Source organism: Lysobacter sp. SCRH-1R, assembly GCF_057747855.1.
The window spans coordinates 2,003,937-2,021,632 of sequence record NZ_CM173227.1 but is presented as its reverse complement, the minus strand read 5'-3'; the positions used below and the strand labels follow the sequence as shown (position 1 = coordinate 2,021,632).

17 protein-coding genes are annotated in these 17,696 nt (G+C 68.5%); 3 read left to right on the top strand and 14 right to left on the bottom strand.

Going from position 1 to position 17,696, the window contains the following annotated elements:
* Positions 1 to 183 precede the first annotated feature (183 nt).
* The 10 genes from AC3ANK_RS09030 to AC3ANK_RS08985 form a co-directional block, all read right to left on the bottom strand.
* On the bottom strand, positions 184 to 1,245 hold the full coding sequence (locus tag AC3ANK_RS09030; RefSeq protein WP_484172797.1) for a FecR family protein: 1,062 nt from the start codon (positions 1,243 to 1,245) through the stop codon (positions 184 to 186).
* Between the two features lie 2 nt (positions 1,246 to 1,247).
* Complete coding sequence (locus tag AC3ANK_RS09025) at positions 1,248 to 1,736, bottom strand: RNA polymerase sigma factor (RefSeq protein WP_206860492.1); 489 nt, start codon at positions 1,734 to 1,736, stop codon at positions 1,248 to 1,250.
* 192 nt (positions 1,737 to 1,928) lie between these two features.
* A complete protein-coding gene (locus AC3ANK_RS09020) occupies positions 1,929 to 2,657 on the bottom strand; it encodes a response regulator (protein WP_484172796.1) in 729 nt (242 codons plus the stop codon).
* Between the two features lie 11 nt (positions 2,658 to 2,668).
* Positions 2,669 to 5,305 (bottom strand): ATP-binding protein, encoded by a 2,637-nt coding sequence (locus AC3ANK_RS09015; RefSeq protein ID WP_484172795.1) that lies wholly within the window; start codon positions 5,303 to 5,305, stop codon positions 2,669 to 2,671.
* 124 nt (positions 5,306 to 5,429) lie between these two features.
* Entirely contained in the window at positions 5,430 to 6,050 is a 621-nt protein-coding gene (kdpC, locus tag AC3ANK_RS09010; RefSeq protein ID WP_484172794.1) for a potassium-transporting ATPase subunit KdpC, read from the bottom strand.
* A 1-nt stretch (position 6,051) separates the two neighbouring features.
* Complete coding sequence (kdpB, locus tag AC3ANK_RS09005) at positions 6,052 to 8,118, bottom strand: potassium-transporting ATPase subunit KdpB (protein WP_484172862.1); 2,067 nt, start codon at positions 8,116 to 8,118, stop codon at positions 6,052 to 6,054.
* Between the two features lie 19 nt (positions 8,119 to 8,137).
* Positions 8,138 to 9,886 (bottom strand): potassium-transporting ATPase subunit KdpA, encoded by a 1,749-nt coding sequence (gene kdpA, locus AC3ANK_RS09000; RefSeq protein ID WP_484172793.1) that lies wholly within the window; start codon positions 9,884 to 9,886, stop codon positions 8,138 to 8,140.
* Positions 9,887 to 9,989: 103 nt separating this feature from the next.
* A complete protein-coding gene (locus AC3ANK_RS08995; protein ID WP_206860487.1) occupies positions 9,990 to 10,082 on the bottom strand; it encodes a potassium-transporting ATPase subunit F in 93 nt (30 codons plus the stop codon).
* A gap of 11 nt (positions 10,083 to 10,093) precedes the next feature.
* Positions 10,094 to 10,819: a TorF family putative porin gene (locus AC3ANK_RS08990; protein ID WP_484172792.1), complete on the bottom strand. Its 726-nt coding sequence runs from the start codon at positions 10,817 to 10,819 to the stop codon at positions 10,094 to 10,096.
* A gap of 275 nt (positions 10,820 to 11,094) precedes the next feature.
* Positions 11,095 to 11,928, bottom strand: a complete 834-nt coding sequence (locus tag AC3ANK_RS08985; RefSeq protein WP_484172791.1) for an oxidoreductase — start codon at positions 11,926 to 11,928, stop codon at positions 11,095 to 11,097.
* A gap of 89 nt (positions 11,929 to 12,017) precedes the next feature.
* On the opposite strand from AC3ANK_RS08985, the gene AC3ANK_RS08980 reads away from it, so the two are divergent.
* Together AC3ANK_RS08980 and AC3ANK_RS08975 are read left to right on the top strand one after the other, a co-directional pair.
* Positions 12,018 to 12,974, top strand: coding sequence for an AraC family transcriptional regulator (locus AC3ANK_RS08980; protein WP_484172790.1), 957 nt, complete (start codon positions 12,018 to 12,020; stop codon positions 12,972 to 12,974).
* Between the two features lie 160 nt (positions 12,975 to 13,134).
* A complete protein-coding gene (locus AC3ANK_RS08975) occupies positions 13,135 to 13,557 on the top strand; it encodes a universal stress protein (protein WP_206860484.1) in 423 nt (140 codons plus the stop codon).
* Between the two features lie 49 nt (positions 13,558 to 13,606).
* On the opposite strand, the gene AC3ANK_RS08970 is transcribed toward AC3ANK_RS08975, so the two are convergent.
* Both AC3ANK_RS08970 and AC3ANK_RS08965 read right to left on the bottom strand, forming a co-directional pair.
* Positions 13,607 to 14,497, bottom strand: a complete 891-nt coding sequence (locus AC3ANK_RS08970) for an NAD(P)/FAD-dependent oxidoreductase (protein WP_206860483.1) — start codon at positions 14,495 to 14,497, stop codon at positions 13,607 to 13,609.
* On the bottom strand, positions 14,494 to 14,937 hold the full coding sequence (locus tag AC3ANK_RS08965) for an Rrf2 family transcriptional regulator (RefSeq protein ID WP_484172861.1): 444 nt from the start codon (positions 14,935 to 14,937) through the stop codon (positions 14,494 to 14,496). The genes AC3ANK_RS08970 and AC3ANK_RS08965 overlap by 4 nt, the downstream gene beginning before the upstream one ends.
* Positions 14,938 to 15,024: 87 nt before the next feature.
* On the opposite strand from AC3ANK_RS08965, the gene AC3ANK_RS08960 reads away from it, so the two are divergent.
* A complete protein-coding gene (locus tag AC3ANK_RS08960; protein WP_484172789.1) occupies positions 15,025 to 15,645 on the top strand; it encodes a pentapeptide repeat-containing protein in 621 nt (206 codons plus the stop codon).
* Positions 15,646 to 15,654: 9 nt separating this feature from the next.
* On the opposite strand, the gene AC3ANK_RS08955 is transcribed toward AC3ANK_RS08960, so the two are convergent.
* Positions 15,655 to 16,026 (bottom strand): DUF3325 domain-containing protein, encoded by a 372-nt coding sequence (locus AC3ANK_RS08955; protein ID WP_484172788.1) that lies wholly within the window; start codon positions 16,024 to 16,026, stop codon positions 15,655 to 15,657.
* Positions 16,019 to 17,686, bottom strand: a complete 1,668-nt coding sequence (locus AC3ANK_RS08950) for a PepSY-associated TM helix domain-containing protein (protein ID WP_206860479.1) — start codon at positions 17,684 to 17,686, stop codon at positions 16,019 to 16,021. Before AC3ANK_RS08950 ends, AC3ANK_RS08955 begins: the two co-directional genes overlap by 8 nt.
* Between the last annotated feature and the right edge of the window lie 10 nt (positions 17,687 to 17,696).

Below are 17,696 nucleotides of genomic sequence, written 5' to 3'. Positions count from 1 at the left end.
TTGAAAAGTCCAGTGGGGTTGGATTCGATCCGCGTTCCGATCGGAGGCGACCGGATGCGCATGCCTGGACTACGACGGCGCCGGGCGCGATTCGGGCACCATTTATTCGATGAATTTTTTGTTGCAACGTTGGGATTGCGCCAAGTGCGATCGCGCGACGCCCGCCGCGCATGGCGTCGCGCATCAGTGGCGCGCGGCGTTTTCCTGCGACGCGACGCGCGAACTGACGCGGATCGCGTTAGCCGACACGTGCGTCACCAGCGTGGGCTGCTGGTCGAGGAACGCGCGCATCGACGCCACGTCGTCCGCGCGCAGGTTGCCGGTGAGCCGCAGCGCGCCCGCGTCCTCGTCGACGGCCAGGCGCGTTCCGTTGAGACGATTGAACTGGTCGGCGACATCGCGCAGCGCTTCGTTCCGGAACACGATGCGGCGCGTCCACCACGCGGTCATCGTGTCGGCGTCCTCCTGGCTCACGCTCACCGTCTGGTCGCGGTAGCTCACGCGCGCGCTCTGCCCCGCGCCCAGATCGGCCAGTTCGCGGCCGTTGCCATCGTCGCCGACGACCACCACGCGTCCTTCCACCACGCCGATGCGTGCCTGTTCGCGTTGCAGCGCCACGTCGAACGTGGTGCCGATGTCCTGCACCTGCAAACCGGCGGCGTGCACCGACAGCGGACGACGGTCCTGCGCGACGACGAAGCTCGCCTGCCCGCGTTCGAGTTCGATCCGCCGACGCAGCAGCCCGAAGCGCACGCGCAGCGCGCTTTCGGCATTGAGGTGCGCGACGGTGCCGTCGGGAAGCGCGATGCGGCGCGGCTCGCCGTGCGCGCTCGCGTAGTAGGCCGACTGCGGCCATGCCATGCGCAGGCCGACGCCGATCGCGACGGTGGCGATCACCGCGACCGCCGCCGCCCTCACGAAGCGCGGCGTCCGTGTGCGTGCTGGCGGCGCAAGCGTGAGCGCCTGTCGCGATGCGGGAAGCGGAAGCGTCACGACGTTGCCCCGCTTCGCCGGGGCGGGCGGCTCGCGCGATGTCTCGTCGTCAAGCGGCCATGCGCGCATGGCATCGGCCAGTTCGGCGGCGAGGCGGCCGACGGCGAGGTATTCGCGCAGATGGCCGGGCGAGGTCACCAGCCATTCCATGAAGCGCGCCTGCCCGGCCGCGTCCAGGCCGCCCTGGCGCTGCAATGCGTGCCATTCCAGCGCTTCCTGCGCGATGCGTGGGTCCGTGTCGGTGCGTTCCATGCTCATTCCCCGCGTTCGGCCGCCATCGCCTGGCGGCAGATCGACAGCCCGCGAACCACGTGCTTCTTCACCATGTGCGACGAAACACCGAGCCGTTCGGCGATCTGCCGGTAGCTCAGTCCGTCGCGGTACTGCATGACCAGCACCGCGCGCGTGCGTTCGGGCAGCGTGCCCAGCAGTGCCTGCAAGCGGTGGCGGCGTTGCGTGCGGTCGGCGGCGTCCTCGACGCAGTCCTCCGCGGCGAGCAGCGCCGTCATGTGGTCCATCTCCTCCAGCGAATGCACCGGCCGTTGCCGGCGCACGGCCTGTTCGCGCGCGAGGTTGAGCGCGACGGTGAACAGGTACGCCTCGGGATTGCCGATCGCCTCGCCCTGTGCCTGGTGCGCGCGCAGCAGGCGCAGATACGTTTCCTGCACGAGGTCCTCCGCTTCGTCGTTCGCGCCCCGGCGCACGAAGAAGCCGCGCAGGACCGGCGCCTGTTCGGCGAACATGTGCACCAACCCTCGTTTCCCCTGCTCGGCCAAATGTGCTGCCCCGCCCCCTGGAGGGCGCCGAGCGTACGCGGGGTGTGTGACGCGCCGGTTACGCGCGAGAGGTGGTTGCGGCGCGCAGGGGTACGTGCTGGCGCTTTCGATCGCGCTGGACTACCTCGGCTGTTGCGAGTGCGAGAACGGCGGGCTTTTTCAGCCGTCGCCCGGAGCGGTGCCCGAGACCTGCCCGATGAACTTGTAGCCCACGCCGGGATCGGTCGCGATGTACCTGACGTGCGCCGCATCCTCATGCAGCTTGCCGCGCAGCTTGCCGACCAGGATGCGGAGGTAATGCGTGTCCTCCTCGTGGGTCGGGCCCCAGAGTTCGCGCAGGATGTGGGGCTGCGTCACCACGCGGTCGGCATGGCGCAGCAGCAGCGACAGCAGCGCGAATTCCTTCCTCGTGAGCACCACCGCCTGCCCCTCGACATGGACTTCGCGCCGCACCAGGTCGACATGCAGGAACCCGTCGTCGTACACCGGCGCGGGCGATTCCATGTTCACCGCGTGCGTGCGCAGCAGGGCGCGCACGCGCGCCATCAGTTCCTGCGCGCCGAAGGGCTTGGTCACGTAATCGTTGGCGCCGCCGTCGAGTCCGGCGACTTTCGCGGTCTCGTCCGATCGCACCGTGAGCAGGATCACCGGCACGGACGACCATTCCCGGAGGTCGCGCAGCACGTCCTGGCCATCGCGATCCGGCAGCCCGAGGTCGAGGATCACCAGATCCGCGCCCTGCGTCGCCAGGGCTTCCAGCCCCGACTGGCCGGTGCCGGCGGCGATCACCTCGTAGCCCTGCGCGCGCAGGCTGATGTCCAGGAACCGGCGGATCTGCGGCTCGTCGTCGATGACGAGGATGCGGGGAGATGCGCTGGAGTTCCGCATGGCGCGCGTGGTCAGGGTTCGAGTCGAGGCAGGGTGATGCGGATCGTCGTCCCGCGTCCGTCGGGGCCGGGCAAGGCTTCCACCCCTCCCCCGTGCGCGCCCACCATACCCTGCGTGATCGCCAGCCCCAAGCCCGTGCCCTTGCGCCCGCGATCGCCGTTCTCGACGCTGTAGAACATGTCGAAGATGCGGCGGCGTTCGTCGTCGGGGATCCCGGGGCCGCGATCGCGCACGTCGAGCCGCAGGTTGCCGTCGACCGTTCGCGCGTCCACCTCGATGGGCACGCCGGGTGGCGAGAACTTCGCCGCGTTCTCCAGCACGTTGAACAGCGCCTGCTCGACGAGCGCCGGATGCACCCAGATCGGCGGCATGTCCGGCTCGACCGATATCCTGAAACCCGCCTGCGGTTCGTAACGTTGCAGGCGCGTCACCGCGGAGCCGATCAGTTCGTCCACGCCGATCCAGTCGCGCTTGAGCGTCAGGCCGCCATGCCCCAGGCGCGTCATGTCCAGCAGGTTCTGGATGTAGCGGTCCAGCCGTTCTCCTTCGATGCGGATGGTTTCGAGGAGCTCGTGCCGATCCCGCGCGGGCATCGCGTCGCCGTAATGATCCAGGCTGCTCGCGGAACCGATGATCGACGCCAGCGGCGAACGCAGGTCGTGCGAGACCGACGACAGCAGCGCCGAACGCAGGCGCTCGGTCTCGTTGCTCACGCGCGCGTTCTCGAGATCCGCGACCAGTCGCGCGCGGACCGCCGCCTGCGCGATGTCGTCGGCCATGGCTTCGGCGAGTCGTCGCTGCTCCGCACCGAGGCGGTGCACCTGCGGCGGGAAACGCAGGCCCATCACACCGGCCTGCCGTTCGCCCAGCGCCAGCGGCATGAACCACCAGTCCGCGCCGGCCAGCGTGTCGGTGAAGCGGCCCGACGGCTGCCGATGACGCATCGCCCAATCCGCGGCGGCGCGATCCTTCTCGCCGAGGCTGGAGGCATGTTCGGTCTGCTCGCCGACCTGCAGCATCACCTCGACGTCGAACGCGCGACGCAGCGCGGCGCGGCCCGCCTGCAACACCTGGCCGAGATCCGCCGCGGCGGACAGCTGCCTTCCGAGGGTCTGCAAGGCGGTCGCCTGCGCGTTGGCCGCGCGAAGCGCCACGACCTGCATGCGCAGCTTCGATGCAAGCCGTCCCGCCACCAGCGCCGCGACGAGGAACAGGATCACGGTCGTCACGCCCTGGCGGGCACCGATCATCAACGTGAAGCGCGGTTCGATGAAGAAGAAGTTGTAGGCCAGGAAGCACAGCGCGGCGGCGATGACGGCGGCCGCCATCCGCGTTCGTGCCGCCACCAGGACGACCGCCACGATGAAGATCAGCGAGAGGTCGTCCAGGTCCAGCCACCGCTCCGCCAGCCAGGCGATGGCCGTGGCGAGGGTCGCCGATGCGAACGCGAGCAGCGCGTCGTTCCGGCTGAGGTGCCCCTTCAGCGTGCGCCACGAACGCCGCGATCGCGCACGCGCTTCCGGCGTGCTGATGATGGTGAGCTCGTAATGCGCGCCGCGTTGCAGCAGCTGCTGCGTCAGCGTGCGGTTGAACATGCGCGCGAAGGGCCGCTCGCGCGTGCGGCCGAGCACGATGGTGCTAACGCCGGCCCGCGCGGCCTGGTCGAGCAGCGCGTCCACGATGCTGTTCCCATGCAGCACCAGCGCATCGCCGCCGAGGCGCCGCGCCAACGCGAAGGCGCGTTCGAGCTCGAGTTGCTGCGCCTCGGTCGGGATCGCGGACTGGACGGTGACCACGCTCCACGGTGCGTCGCGACGCTCCGCCAGGCGGCGCGCGACGCGCACCAGGTACTCCGACTGCCCCATGCCGTCGATCGCGACCATGACCCCGCGCCGCAGCGGGACGCCCGGCAGGCCGCGCGCCGCCTGCGCCTCGCGAAGGTCGCTGTCGACGCGATCGGCCGCCGTCTGCATCGCCAGTTCGCGCAGCGCGGTCAGGTTGCTGGGCGAGAAGAACGCCTGCAACGCGTGCGCCGCCTGTTCGGGCACATAGACCTTGCCCTGCTGCAGCCGCTCGATCAGTTCGCGCGGCGGAAGATCCACGAGGACGATGTCGCGCAGGCGGTCGAACACCGCGTCGGGCACGGTCTCGTTGACGCGGACGCCGGTGATCCGGTGCACGACGTCGTTGAGGCTCTCCAGGTGCTGGATGTTGATGGTCGAGTAGACGTCGATGCCGGCATCGAGCAGTTCGATCACGTCCTGCCACCGGCGCTCGTGGCGGCTGCCGGGCACGTTGCGGTGCGCGAGTTCGTCGACGAGCGCCAGCTTCGGTCTGCGTTCCAGCAGCGCGTCGAGATCCAGTTCGTCCAACGATCGGCCGTGGTACTCGATGCGCCGGCGCGGAAGCACTTCGAGTCCATCCAGCAGCGCGGCGGTCTCGCTGCGGCCATGCGTTTCGGCGATGCCGACCACCACGTCGAGGCCCCGCCGTTGCAATTCCCGCGCGCGACTGAGCATCGTGTAGGTCTTGCCCACGCCCGGCGCGGCGCCGAGGAAAATGGTGAGCCGTCCCGCGCCCTGGCGTTGCAGTTCGCCGATCAGGGCGTCGGCCTGCTCCCCACGTTGCGCGGCGCTGCGATTGGTCATGTCTTCACCTGGAAGGCGCCACGCATGCGCGTGGCGCCCGAACGTACGACGAAAGGCCGGCCGCCCACTTTAGACGACCGTCGGCGGAAGCGGCGCAGGGGCTGGAAACGCCATGCGCCCTCGCCTACTCCTCCAGCGCATCCAGCGCCAGGTTGAGCTTGAGCACATTCACGCGCGGCGCGCCCAGGACGCCGAACTGCGGCTCTTCCGTGTTGGCGCTCACCAGTCGCTCCACCGTCGCGACGTCGAGGCCGCGCGCTCCGGCCACACGGGCGACCTGCACCTGCACGCCCGCCGGCGACAGGTGCGGGTCCATGCCGCCGCCGGACTGCGTGACCAGTTCGGCCGGCACCCGTGCCGGTGCGATGCCTTCACGCCGTGCGACCTCCTGCCGCAGTTCGTCCATGCGCGTGCGCAGGTCCGGATTGCTACGCGCCAGATTGCTGCCGGCCGCCGCCATCGGATCGTAGTTCGCGGCCGACGGGCGCGAATGGAAATAGCGCGCATCGGCGAACGGCTGCGGTACCCATTCCGAGCCGCGTGCCCGGCCGTCGACGACCACCAGGCTGCCGGTGGCCTGGTGCGGGAACACCACGCGGCCCAGCGCGGCGGCGCACAGCGAGTACAGGAAGCCGAAGCCGGCCAGGACCACCACCGTCAACACCAGGCTCGCGCGCAGCGTGGTCCGGTCCTCCAGCTCGACGGTCGGTGCCGTGGCGTTCGTGTGCAATGCGGAAACGTTCATGTCAGACACCCAGGGCAACGAGGACGAGGTCGATCAGCTTGATGCCGACGAAAGGCAGCAGCACGCCGCCGACGCCATACACCAGCATGTTCCGGCGCAGCAGCGCGACCGAGCTGGCGGGCCTGAAGCGCACGCCCTTCAACGCGAGCGGGATCAGCGCGGGAATGATCAGCGCGTTGAAGACCAGCGCCGCAAGCACCGCATTGCGCGGGCTCGACAGATGCATGACGTCGAGCGCGGCCATCTGCGGAATCGCGGCGGCGAACAGCGCCGGCAGGATCGCGAAGTACTTGGACACGTCGTTGGCGAGCGAGAACGTGGTGAGCGCACCGCGCGTGATCAGCTGCTGCTTGCCGACCTCGACGACCGCCAGCAGCTTCGCCGGATCGCTGTCGAGGTCGACCATGTTCCCGGCTTCCTTGGCGGCCTGCGTGCCCGAATTCATCGCGAGGCCGACGTCCGCCTGCGCCAGCGCGGGAGCGTCGTTGGTTCCGTCGCCGACCATCGCGATCAGGCGGCCACCGGCCTGCTCGGCGCGGATGCGCGCCAGCTTGTCCTCCGGGCGCGCTTGCGCGATGTAGTCGTCCACGCCGGCTTCCGCGGCGATCGCGGCGGCGGTCAGCGGGTTGTCGCCGGTGATCATCACGGTCTTGATGCCCATGGCGCGCAACCGAGCGAAGCGCTCCTTGACGCCGTGCTTGACCACGTCGCTGAGTTCGATGACGCCGAGCACGTGCCGTCCTTCGCTGACCACCAGCGGCGTGGCGCCGACGCGCGCGACCTGCTCGATGCGCGCCTTCAGTTCCGCCGGCACGAGCCCGCCCTGTGCGGCCACGTGCCGCTCGATCGCGTCGCCCGCGCCCTTGCGGATCGAGCGCACGCCGCCGTCCACGTCGGCACCACGCAGGTCGACGCCGGACATGCGCGTCTGCGCACTGAACTGCACGTAGTGCGCGCCCTCCGGATCCTGCAACGCCGTGCCCTGCTCGCGCGCCAGCTTCACGATCGACTTGCCTTCCGGCGTCGGATCGGCCAGCGACGACAGCAGCGCGGCTTCGCGCAGTCGGGACATGTCGATGCCGGCGAGCGGATGGAACGCCGTCGCCTGGCGATCGCCGTGGGTGATGGTGCCGGTCTTGTCCAGCAACAGCACATCGACGTCGCCGGCGATTTCCACGGCCTTGCCCGACTTCGCCAGCACGTTGGCGGCCAACGCGCGGTTCATGCCGGCGATGCCGATGGCGGGCAGCAGGCCGCTGATGGTCGTGGGGATCAGGCACACCAGCAACGCGATCAGCAACAGCGGATCGAGCTTCGCGCCGACGAAGCCGGCCAGCGCCGGCAGCGTCGCGCAGACGACGAGGAACGTCAGCGTCATCGCCGCCAGCAGCATGGTCAGCGCGATCTCGTTCGGCGTCTTCTGCCGGTTCGCGCCTTCCACCAGCGCGATCATGCGATCGAGGAAGCTGTGTCCGGGCTCGGCGCTGACCTGCACGATGATCTCGTCGGACAGCACCTTGGTGCCGCCGATCACGCCGGAACGATCGGTACCGGCCTCGCGCAGCACCGGCGCCGATTCGCCGGTGACGGCCGCCTCGTTGATGGTCGCCACGCCTTCGACGATCTCGCCGTCGGCGGGCACGAACTCGCCGGCCGAGACGATGACGTGGTCGCCCGGCCTCAGGCTCGCCGCCGCGACGCGGGTTTCCCCGGCGACGCGGGTGCGGCCGCCGAGCCGGCGCGCCACCAGGTCGCGTCGCGCGGCGCGCAGCGAAGCCGCCTGTCCACGGCCGCGCGCTTCCGCGATGGCCTCGGCGAAGTTCGCGAACAGCACGGTCACGAACAGGATCGCGGTCACCGCCGCACCGAAGGCGACGTTGCCGGGCACCGCGACGGTGATCAGCGCCGACAGCAGCGTGCCGAGCAGCACGATGGCGATCACGGGGCTCTTCAACGCCTGGCGCGGCGACAGCTTGCGGAAGGCGTCGACCAGCGCGGCACGCAGTGCCGTCGCATCGAGCCCGGCCACGGCCTGGCGGCGGGCGTAGCCCAGATGGGTCTGTGTAATGTCAGTCACGTTTGCTACCTCACGGCGCCGCCGCAGCGGCGCTGTAGAAAGTCAGGTGATCGGCGATCGGTCCCATGACCAGCGCCGGCATGAACTGCAGCACGGTCAGGATCACGACCACGGCCACCAGCGTCACGGCGAAAGTCGGCGTCTCCACGTGCAGCGTGCCGCCGCTCTCCGGCGCCACGCGCTTGCGCGCCATCAGGCCGGCCACGGCGAGCGGCACGATCAGCGCGGGGAAGCGGCCCAGCGCCAGCACCGCCGCACAGCTCAGGTTCCACCAGTACGTCGCATCGCCCAGGCCTTCGAAACCGGACCCGTTGTTGGCGAAGGCCGACGCGTACTCGTAGAACACCTGGCTGATGCCATGGAAGCCGGGATTGGAGTTGCCGGTGATCGACGGAATCGCCAGCGTCACCGCGGTGAAGCCCAGCAGCACGACGGGCTGCAGCAGGATCAGCAGGGCCAGCAGCCGCACTTCCGGCGCTTCGATCTTGCGGCCGAACAGTTCAGGGGTGCGCCCGGTCATGAGGCCGGCGAGGAACACGCTCAGCAGCAGGTACACGAGGAACTGCTGCAGGCCGCAGCCGATGCCGCCCCAGATCGCGTTGATCAGCATGTTGACCATCGACATGCCGCCGGTGAGCGGCGCCAGCGAGTCGTGCATCGAATTGACCGACCCGTTGTTCACCTGCGTGGTCAACGCCGACCACAGCGCCGACGACGTCGCGCCCAGGCGGACTTCCTTGCCCTCCATCAGCGCGGGATCGCTGGCCGTGGGCGAGTACACCTCCGACCACATCGACAGTCCGGTCGACACGACCGACATCAGCAGCATCGTGCCGAACACCATCGCGGTAAGGCGCCGGCGCCGCACGAACGGGCCGACCATGAAGGTGATCGCGACCGGAATCAGCACGATGCCGAGCACCTCGATCAGGTTCGACAAGGGCGTCGGGTTCTCCAGCGCCACGGAGCTGTTCGGACCGTACCAGCCGCCACCGTTGGAACCGAGCTGCTTGACCGCGACCATCGGCGCGACCGGGCCCAGCGGGATCTTCTGCTCCTTCATCTCCACCGACGCATCGACGGGCGCGATGGTCGGGCCGGCTTCCAGCGTCGAGGGCACGCCCTGCCAGGTCAGCAGCAGCGACCATGCGAGGCAGAGCGGCAGCATGAATCGCAGCGCTGCACGGGTGACGTCGACCCAGTAGTTGCCCAGATCGCGATCGCCCTCGCGCGAGGCCGCATGGCCGTTCGCGGTCGGCTTCGCACCACGCTGTTCGATTTCCTCGCGACCGCCGAACAGGCCGCGCAAGGTAGCCACCACCATCGCCAGGCCCATGATCGGCGTGACCACCTGCAGGCCGACGATGCCGACCATCTGCGACAGGTAACTCAGCTGCGCCTGTCCGGAGTAATGCTGCTGGTTGGTGTTGGTGAGGAACGACACCATCGTGTGCAGCGCGGTGTCCCAGCGCATGTTCGGGATGTCGTCGGGATTGAGCGGCAGCCAGGCCTGGATCATGAACTGCACCCAGACCACCAGGCCCACCACGAGGTTGCTCAGCGCGAACGCCCTGGCGTAACCGCGCCAGGTCATGCCGCGCTGCGGATCGGTGCCGATGGCTTTGTAGATGACGCGCTCGACCGGGCCGAACACGGCGTCCAGCCAACTGCGATCGCCGCGCATCACGCGCGCGAGATACCGCCCGAGCGGCCAGCCCAACACGATGGCGAGGGCGTATACGAGAAGGATTTCAGTCATGGTTGTGCTCTCTCGCCGTCAAAGCCATGGCGCACGGGAACGGGCGTCGCCCGGGGCTTCCGGAGGACGCCGATGCCCGCCGCGCGGCATGACGGCCGTTGCCTCAGAAATCTTCGGGACGAAGAACCACGTACAGCAGGTAGGCCGCGGCGAGGATCACCGCGACGGCGCACACCAGGGCAAGCCAGCCAGGCATTTCGTCGCTCCTCAGAAGGACGCCTGCACGGCCGCCTCGATGCGGTCGCCGGCGAAGTCGTCGCCGAAGATCGTTTCGGCGTTGGAATCGGTGGCATGCGCGGTGAGCCGCAGTTCCAGCGGCGCAGCCACGGCCCACACCGCGCTCAGTTGCGCATGCGAATAGCTCCGGTCGTACACCTCATCCAGCCAGTAGTGGCCGGCGGCGGCTTCGAGGCGGAACGCGTCGTTGACCGGAAAGCGCGCGCCGATCTGCGTGTAGACGCCGGCGTCGTCGCTTCCCAGCGCTTCGGGCGAATAACCCAGCGACAGCCAGTAGTTGCCTGCGTAGGTGAGCGTGCCGTTGAGTTCGGTCCAGTCGAGATCGACCGTCGTGGACGGGTACTGGTAGCGCAGCACGTTGACGTCCAGCGCCCAGTGTTCGGCGAGGTTCCCCGCCCAGCCGACGGTGAAGTCGAGTTCGCTGCTTGCGTGGATGTCCGGGGCGAACTCCACGTTCGAGCCCCACACCGAACCGTAGAATCCGAAGTCGCCCGCCAGCTTGAAACCGGCCTGCACCGCCGCGTCGCCCTGCGTCTGCGTGGTGCCGCGCCAGACGTAGTCGCTGGTCAGCGCGGCGCTTCCGCTCAACTCCGCCGCACCGGCATGACCGCCCAGCGAAAGCAGGCCGACCATCGCCAGCACGCCGAAGGGAAGATACGTGCGCACCTCGCGCGCACGGAAAATCGTGTGTTTCATGTACCCCTGCTTGAGTCGACGAGGCCATCTCCGGCCACGGCGAAATTCTCGGACTCGTCGAGGTAAAACCTCTATTTCGTTATGCGGGGTATGCGTAAATTCTGCATAAATAATCGCGGGCTTCCCGCGCTGCATGTGTAGCTGCCCTTGTAGCCCGGGTAAGGCCGAAGGCCGCACCCGGGGAACGCCCGGCGTCCCTCACGCGAAAAGCCCCCGGGTGCGCTTCGCTTACCCGGGCTACAAACGCGTCTTTCCGTTGTTTCCCGGAGGCTCCTTCAGCCATCCGTCGATCGCGTCAGGGCTTCCCACCGGGACAACTCCTCCTGCAGATCCGCGATCTTCGTCCGGATCAACGCCAGCGCATCGCTGCCCAGCACCAGATGCGATGGCGGATCGTCGCTTTCGATGATCTCGAGCATCGCCTTCGCCGCCTTTTCCGGATTGCCCAGCTGCTTCCCGCTGACCTCCATCCGTCGTTGACGAACCGGATCGAACACCACGTCGTAATCGCCGATCGAACGCGGGCTGCGCACCATCGAACGCCCCGCCCAGTCCGTGCGGAAAGAGCCGGGGGCCACGGCGGTCACGTGGATGCCCAGATGCCGCACCTCCTTGCCGAGCGCCTCGCTGATGCCTTCGAGCGCGAACTTGCTTCCGCAGTAATAGGCGATGCCCGGCATCGTGATGAAGCCGCCCATCGAGGTGATGTTGAGGATGCGGCCGGAACGCCGCGCGCGCATGTGCGGCAGCACCGCCTTCATCATCGCCGCCGCGCCGAACACGTTGACGTCGAACTGCCGGCGCATCTGCGGCAGCGGCGATTCCTCCATCACGCCTTCGTGGCCGTAGCCGGCGTTGTTCACCAGCACGTCGATCGGACCGATCGTTGCTTCAATCCCGCGCACCAGCGGTTCGATGGCGTCGTGATCGATGACGTCGAGCAGTCGCGCGTGCGCCCGCCCGGGCGCCAGCGCCTGGAACGCTTCGGCCGATGCCGCATCGCGCACGGTTCCCACCACGTGGTGGCCGGTCGCCAGCGCTTCGCGCGCGAGTGCGCGGCCGAAGCCGCTGCTGACGCCGGTGATGAGGAGGTGTTTCGGATTCGCCATCGTTCGGCTCCGTTGAAGGGTCGGGTGCACAATACGCAGGCCAGCCCGCCCGGATAAGGCGCGAAAGCCTCCCGTTATTGCCCATTCCTATGAGCCGCCCCCACCGCCCCGCCCGATCGTCCGGGCTCGCCCCCCTTGCGCCGCGGGTCCTCGCACTGGCGCCGGACGAGGGCTACAACCTGACGGCGCTCCCGAGCCTGCGACTGCTGCGATCCAATCGTCCCCTCGCCCGCACGCCCGTCCTCTACGACCCCGGCATCGTGATCGTGTGCCAGGGCCGCAAGCGCGGATACTTCGGCCAGCGCACCTTCGTGTACGACGCGAACCAGTACCTCGCCGTGTCCGTTCCCGTGCCCTTCACCATGGAGACCGATGCCACCGAGCAGGAGCCGCTGCTCGCGCTGTACCTGCATCTGGAATTCCCGCTGGCGGCCGAACTCGCGCTGTCCATCGACCGGCACGGCCGGCGCGCGAACGAAGCCGAGCCGCGCAGCATGATGTCCAGTCCGATGGACGACGCGATGCATCTGTCGGTGCTGCGCCTGCTGCAAAGCCTGGCCGATCCCGTCGAAGCCGGAATCCTCGGGCCGCAACTCCTGCGCGAGGTGTACTACCGCATCCTGACGGGGCCGCAAGGCCCGAATCTTCGCGCGGCACTGGCCATGGAAGGGCGCTTCGGAAACATCGCCAGGGCGCTGCAACGCATCCATGCCGCGTACGACCAGCCGTTGAGCGTCGCGCAACTGGCCGCCGAAGCCGGCATGAGCGCGCCGTCGTTCCACAGCCACTTCAAGGCCGTGACCTGCACCTCGCCCATGCAGTACCTCAAATCCACGCGCCTCCACCAGGCGCGCCTGCTCATGACCCAGGAAGGAATGACGGCCGCCGCGGCGTGCCATGCGGTGGGGTTCGAGAGCACGTCGCAGTTCAACCGCGAGTTCAAGCGACTGTTCGGACTCACGCCCGCACGCGAGGCGCGACGCATGCGCGAGAGCTTCGCCATGCCGCCGCGACCGGCGGATGCGCGGTACGTTTCGTCGCACTGATTCGCGCGTTCGCTGGAATTCCGCTGCGAGTGACGGGGCGTCTGTCGTCTCCTTCTCACGTTCCCTTCACGTTTCTTCGATCAGATAACCCCGCCGAATGCAAAGGTCCTCGACATCTGAAGCGCACATCCGCCCGGCCATAGTTCAAGGAGCCCCGACCATGCACATCCTGTTGGCGGTGGACGGCAGCGACGTCAGCTCGCGTGCCGTGAAGTACGTGGTGAACCTCGCGCGACAGCTCGCCAGGCCGCCGCGCATCGTGCTGGTGAACGTCGACCTGCCGCTGCTGCAGCGCGTCGCGGTGACCATGGGCGCCAGGGCGGTGGAGCAGTTCCACGCCGAGAACGCGAAGATCATGACGCGCGATGCCAGGCGCACGCTCGCGCGCGCCAAGCTCGCGTTCGACGAGGAACTACGCGTGGGCGATGTCGCCTCCACGATCCTGGAGATCGCGAAGAAGCGACGCGTGGACCAGATCGTGATGGGTTCGCACGGCGACGGCCCGCTGCGCGGGATGTTCCTGGGTTCGGTGTCGACCAAGGTCATCGCGCGCGGCACGCTGCCGGTGACGATCGTGCGTTGACCGGCGTCGCGCTCGCGGAAATGCGCGAGCGCGGGCCACCGCGCCGGAATCAGATCGCCGGCAGGATCAGCGACCGGTGCAGCTGCGCGCCGGCCCACGCACCATCGCCGACGGCGAGCGACACCGAATGCGGCATGCGCGCCACGTCGCCGCAGGCGAACACGCCGGGCACGCTGCTTTCCTTCGTGTCGGCGGTGCCGATCTGGATGCCCATCGGCGTTTCCGCCAGCGCGCAACCGAGCTGTTCGCCGATCGGCGAGGCCGGTGCGTTGCGCGGCGTGGTGAACAATCCGGCGAAGGACAACCGCCGGTCATCGGCGAGCACCACGTCGGCGTGTCCTTCGATGCGCGCGATGGCCGTCGACTCGACTCGGACACCACGGCTTGCCAGATCGTTCGCCATGTCGGCGTCCAGTTCCAGCATTCCGTTGAGAAGGAACGTCACCTTTCCCCACTCCGGCAGCATCTGCGCCTGGTGGATCGACATCGGCCCCGACGCGATGACGCCGACCTCGCCGCGCTGCATTTCGTATCCATGGCAATACGGGCAGTGGAACGCGCTCGTGCCCCAGCGCTCGGACAGGCCCTCGATGTCGGGCAACGTGTCGGACACGCCGGTGGCGAGCAGCAACCGTCGCGCGTGGTACTGCGCGCCATCGCCGAGTGTCACGGAGAACGCATCCTTCTCGCCCGACGCCTCGATCACGTCGCCGTCGTGCCAGGACAGCGTCGGATAGGCTTCCAGCTGGGTGCGTGCGGTGCGGGCGATCTGCGCGGGATCCACGCCGTCCTGCCCGAGGAAACCGTGCGAATGCGACGCCGCGCGATTGCGCCGTCGCCCGCCGTCGACCACCAGGACGCTGCGGCGCGCCCGGACCAGTTGCAACGCCGCGGCCATGCCCGCGTAGCTGCCTCCAATGACGATGACGTCGTGCTTCATGCCTTCCTCCGGGATGAACGGTTGCGCCTGCGCGCGAAATCGGCGGCCAGTTCGGCCAGCGTGACGGATTCGAATTTCTCCAGGAGCAGCGCCTCGGCCTGTTCGAAGGCATCGTCGAGCGCGGCATTGACCGCCTGCTCGACCAGGCACTCGGGATGTTCGTTGCGGTTGCCGATGGCGAACAGCGCGGGCTCGCCGAGCGCTTCGTGCAGTTGCCGCAGGTTGACCGAGGACAGGTCGGCGACGATCCGCCAACCGCCCGAATGGCCGCGATCGGCGGCCACCAGGCCCGTTTCGCGCAACAGCCCCATCGTGCGCCTGACCACGACGGGGTTGGTGCCGAGGCACTGCGCGAGTGCTTCGGACGTCATCGGTGCGCCGCGCTCGTTCATGTGCAGCAGCGCGTGGAGGACGGCGGAAAGTCGGCTGTCTCTTTTCATGTAACAAATGATGTTACATAAAAAGCGGCGCGTCAACCGAACGGATCGCGCCCTACAATGCGGACCCTCAAACACTCGGACACGCCGATGGCCGAACGCAGGTATGGAGAGCCGGCCGCCGGCACGCAGACCACCATCGCCTCCGCCGACTGGTATGGCCGCACGCTCCAGCGCGAACAGTTCCGCAGCACGCTCTTCCGGGACCTGGATTTCACCGAGGGCGAGGCGATCGGCGCATCGTTCCACGAATGCACGTTTCGTCGCGCACGATTCAACGCATCGACCCATTCCGGCGCCGCCTTCGTGAACTGCACGTTCGTCTCGTGCAACTTCTTCGACAGCCGGTTCACCGGCTGCAAGCTGCTGGGGAGCATGTTCGACGGATGCCAGTTCGACCAGATGGAGGTGACCGACTGCGACTGGGCTTTCGTCGGCTTGCCGGGCGCGGATCTGCGCCGCGCCACTTTCCTGCGGACGCGATTGAGGGAAGCGGACCTGACCGGCGCGCACTGCCAGGGCGCATCGCTACGGCATTCGGATCTCTCGGGAGCATGGCTCCACGGCGCCGATTTTTCCGGCAGCGACCTGCGGGGCAGCGACCTCAGCGCGCTCGATCCCGCGAACAACAGCATCCGGAACGCGATCATCACGATCGACCAGACGATCACGATCGCCGAGGCGCTGGGACTCGACGTGCGGCTGGAGTGAGCCCGCGGCTCAGCCGGGCGGCAACGTGCCTGCGGCGTTCGTCCGGCTCACCTGCCCTGCGCGAACCCACGGCGCCAACGCGCGCAGCCATCGCGGTTGCCACGACAGGAGGAAGGCGGTGGCGACCGCCGACGCCGCCAGCGTCATCACCCACACCAGCGACGCCATCGATGCGTGATCGACGGCCAGGCACAGCGCGAGCGCAACGAGCAGGCCGACGGCGCCCATCCATCGCAACATGCGCGCGATTCCGGCCGAAGGAACACCCCCCCACACCTGCTGCGCATGCACGGGCATGGAAAGCGCCAGCCAGCCCATGCCGGCGAGGTTCGCCAGCATCGCGGCCGACAGCAGCCACGCGGACAACAACGACTCAGACATGCGCGGGCTCCGTTGCGACGACGCCCGACCGCGCCACCGACGCACGCTTCGACAACGCGCGCCACGCGAGCGCCGCGACGGTGGCGCCGGACAGCAGGAACAGGTCCACCCCGGCCACCGGCCAGTAGCCGGCCGACAGCGTCTTGAGCAGATGGTCGCCGGTGGTGATCCAGTTCAACGCGACGGCGGCGACCGCCAGCACCGCGATCGCGATGCACTGCTCGCGCCACGCGGGATTCGCCCTGCCCTGCGCGACCGGCGCGCTGCGCCACCCCGCATGCACGAAGGCGAGCGCCCACGTGCCCCAGAAGGCGTAGCGCTCCCAGTCGCCGCGGCCCGGCATCGCTTCGGGCAGCAACCGGTTGGCGACGAGGATGCCCAGCGCCGCCAGCACCATGCCGGTCACCGTGGTCACGGCCAGTGCATCGACGATGCGCGCGCCCTGGCTGCCCTGCTGCGCGTGCTGGCGCTTGCGTTTCTCGACGAAGAACACGAACCCGGTGGCGATGCATACCGCGCCGGCCAGTCCGCCGAACACGTACAGCCAACGCAGCAGCCAGTGGCGGAAGTGCTGCAGGTGCAGGCCGGTGAGGAACTCGCTGACGCGGCCCACCGACGTCGCCGGTGGATCCTCGCGGATCAGCTCGCCCGTGGACGCCTTGAAGTGGATGCCGTCGCCGACCAGCGCGATGCGGTCGGTGCCGGCGCGATACACGCTGACATAGCCGTTCGCGTCGCCCACGTGCATCAGCACCAGGAAGCCGACCTCGCCCGCCTTGCCCTTCGCCTCCCAGCGGCGCTGCGCCTGCGCGACCATCCCGTCCACCGACGCCAGCCCGGCCGGCACGCCGGCGCGTTGGTGCGGCAGGCCGGTTTCCCGCGCTTCCACCTGCGCGTGCAGGTCGTGCAGCGTGTGCAGCTGGGTGTGGCCCACCGGGAAGTAATAGGTGGCGGCGAAGATCACCAGCCCCGTGAAGGCGAAGAAGAAATGGAACGGCAGCGCGACCACGCCGGTGAGGTTGTGCAGGTCGAGCACGCTGCGCAGGCGCGCCTTGCCCGGGCGGAAGGTGAAGAACTCGCGGAACAGCTTGCGATGCATCACCACGCCGCTCACCAGCGCGGCGAGCATCACCAGCGCGGAGAGCCCGACGATCCAGAAGCCCAGGTTCTTCCAGTCCAGGGTCAGGCTGTAGTGCATCGGATAGAAGAACCCGCTGCCGATCTTCAGCTGGTCGTCCGGCAATACGCGGCCATCGCGCGGATCGATGGTGCCGTAGGCCCAGATCGCCTCTTCCGGATCCTTCGAATTCGGCACGTCGTAACCGGCGTACAGCGCGAGCACCGGATCGCGATGCGTCGTGTAGGCGCTCCAGCTCTCCACCGTGTCGAAGCGCGCCGGCATGTCGCCGTCCACGCGCGGACGCATCGCATCCACGGCCTCGCGCGTGGGCTGCATGCGCTCGAACGCCGGGCGCAGCACCTGTTCGAACGACGGCATCGGTTGCGGCTCGATGCGCGTGGCGGGAATCGACCAGCGGTCGATCTCGCGATCGAACACCGACAGCGCGCCGAAGAAGAACGCGGCCATCAGCACGAAGCCGAGCACCAGCCCGAACCAGGTGTGCAGCCACGCCATGGATTGCCGGAAGCTGTTGAGCATGATCGAGCCC